The sequence below is a fragment of the Streptomyces sp. NPDC103540 genome (assembly GCF_055584445.1).
Window position 1 is genome coordinate 1 of record NZ_JBVJMA010000042.1, and the last position, 1,773, is coordinate 1,773.

At 57.3% G+C, this 1,773-nt stretch carries 1 rRNA gene (only partly in view); it reads left to right on the forward strand.

What is annotated here, in order from left to right:
- Positions 1–49: 49 nt before the first annotated feature.
- Positions 50–1,773, forward strand: a 23S ribosomal RNA gene (locus tag ACZ6ZI_RS40195); it runs 1,495 nt beyond the window's last position.

The following is a 1,773-nucleotide window of genomic DNA, read 5'->3' on the forward strand; positions in this document are numbered from 1 at the left end:
GGGTGGCTGGTCGTTGCTTGAGAACTACACAGTGGACGCGAGCATCTGTGGCCAAGTTTTTAAGGGCGCACGGTGGATGCCTTGGCACCAGGAACCGATGAAGGACGTGAGAGGCCGCGATAGGCCCCGGGGAGCTGCCAACTGAGCTTTGATCCGGGGGTGTCCGAATGGGGAAACCCGGCAGTCGTCATGGGCTGTCACCCATGCCTGAACACATAGGGCATGTGGAGGGAACGAGGGGAAGTGAAACATCTCAGTACCCTCAGGAAGAGAAAACAACCGTGATTCCGGGAGTAGTGGCGAGCGAAACCGGATGAGGCCAAACCGTATGTGTGTGAGACCCGGCAGGGGTTGCGCATGCGGGGTTGTGGGAATGAGCTTTCACAGTCTGCCGGCTGTGAGGCGAGTCAGAAACCGTTGATGTAGTCGAAGGACATGCGAAAGGTCCGGCGTAGAGGGTAAGACCCCCGTAGACGAAACATCAGCGGCTTGCTTGCTCATCTCCCAAGTAGCACGGGGCCCGAGAAATCCCGTGTGAATCTGGCGGGACCACCCGCTAAGCCTAAATATTCCCTGGTGACCGATAGCGGATAGTACCGTGAGGGAATGGTGAAAAGTACCGCGGGAGCGGAGTGAAATAGTACCTGAAACCGTGTGCCTACAAGCCGTGGGAGCGTCGGATGCAGCTTGCTGTATCTCGTGACTGCGTGCCTTTTGAAGAATGAGCCTGCGAGTTAGCGGTGTGTAGCGAGGTTAACCCGTGTGGGGAAGCCGTAGCGAAAGCGAGTCCGAATAGGGCGATTGAGTTGCACGCTCTAGACCCGAAGCGGAGTGATCTAGCCATGGGCAGGTTGAAGCGGAGGTAAGACTTCGTGGAGGACCGAACCCACCAGGGTTGAAAACCTGGGGGATGACCTGTGGTTAGGGGTGAAAGGCCAATCAAACTCCGTGATAGCTGGTTCTCCCCGAAATGCATTTAGGTGCAGCGTCGTGTGTTTCTTGCCGGAGGTAGAGCACTGGATAGGCGATGGGCCCTACCGGGTTACTGACCTTAGCCAAACTCCGAATGCCGGTAAGTGAGAGCACGGCAGTGAGACTGTGGGGGATAAGCTCCATGGTCGAGAGGGAAACAGCCCAGAGCATCGACTAAGGCCCCTAAGCGTACGCTAAGTGGGAAAGGATGTGGAGTCGCAGAGACAACCAGGAGGTTGGCTTAGAAGCAGCCACCCTTGAAAGAGTGCGTAATAGCTCACTGGTCAAGTGATTCCGCGCCGACAATGTAGCGGGGCTCAAGCGTACCGCCGAAGTCGTGTCATTGCAGCAATAGGGCCAACGCCTGCTGTGATGGGTAGGGGAGCGTCGTGTGCCGGGTGAAGCAGCAGCGGAAGCTAGTTGTGGACGGTTCACGAGTGAGAATGCAGGCATGAGTAGCGATACACACGTGAGAAACGTGTGCGCCGATTGACTAAGGGTTCCTGGGTCAAGCTGATCTGCCCAGGGTAAGTCGGGACCTAAGGCGAGGCCGACAGGCGTAGTCGATGGACAACCGGTTGATATTCCGGTACCCGCTTTGAAACGCCCAATATCGAATCCTCTGATGCTAAGGCCGTGAAGCCGTTCCGGACCCTTCGGGGAAAGGAAAGTGGTGGAGCCGCCGATCCAAGGTGGTAGTAGGTAAGCGATGGGGTGACGCAGGAAGGTAGTCCAGCCCGGGCGGTGGTTGTCCCGGGGTAAGGGTGTAGGCCGAGGGGTAGGCAAATCCGTCCCTCATAT